General features: G+C 33.6%; 1 protein-coding gene. It reads left to right on the top strand.

What is annotated here, in order from left to right; genetic code table 11:
- Nucleotides 1–1,001, top strand: a 1,001-nt coding sequence (locus QMG30_RS24750) for a hypothetical protein (RefSeq protein WP_281819901.1), incomplete at both ends; no start/stop codon positions are given.

Genomic DNA, 1,001 nt, shown 5'->3' with positions numbered 1-1,001 from the left:
AGAAACAACAGATTATAATGCAGTAATAAAAGATCAGTATGGAAATGTACTGAATAAAGATGTAAGTTGGTCGTTAAAAACACCAGCAAATGGAGTAAGTATAAATCCAGAGACTGGTTTATTACAAGTAACTAACCAAGCGGATGCAGGAACAGTTGTAGTAATGGCTTCTAGCGATGGAATGCAGCAAGAAAAAACCGTAACAATAGATAAAGAAGAACCAATAGCAACAAATATAATAATAAATGGTGAAAGTATAATAGATGTACCAACCCAAGAAAATAGTCCGGAAACAACTGATTATAATGCAGTAATAAAAGATCAATACGGAAATGTGATGGATGAAAATATAAGTTGGTCATTAAAAACACCAATAACAGGAATAAGTATAAATCCAGAGACTGGTTTATTACAAATAACCAACCAAGCAAATGCAGGAACAGTTATAGTAGTGGCATCTAGCAATGGAGTGCAAGAAGAAAAAACCGTAACAATAGAAAAAGTAGAATCAGAAGTAACAAATATAATAATAAGTGGTGAAAGTGTAATAAACGTACCAACAGAAATAACAAGTCCAAAGGAAACAGAGTATACAGGTATAGTAAAAGACCAATACGGAAATGTGATGGATGAAGATGTAAGTTGGTCATTAAAAACACCAGCAAATGGAGTAAGTATAAATCCAGAGACTGGAACATTACAAGTGACCAACCAGGCAGATGCAGGAACAGTTATAGTAGTGGTATCTAGTAATGGAGTGCAACAAGAGAAACAAGTAGCAATAGAAAAAACAGAACCAGAAGTAACAAATATCATTATAGATGGAGCTAGTAGTATAAATGTGCCAACCCAAAAGAATAGTCCGGAAACAACTGATTATAATGCAGTAATAAAAGATCAGTATGGAAATGTACTGAATAAAGATGTAAGTTGGTCGTTAAAAACACCAGCAAATGGAGTAAGTATAAATCCAGAGACTGGTTTATTACAAATAACCAACC

The sequence above is a fragment of the Vallitalea longa genome, from assembly GCF_027923465.1.
Classification (GTDB): Bacteria; Bacillota; Clostridia; order Lachnospirales; family Vallitaleaceae; genus Vallitalea; species Vallitalea longa.
The sequence above is the reverse complement of the archived record's forward strand: the minus strand, read 5'-3'. Positions and strand labels throughout refer to the sequence as shown.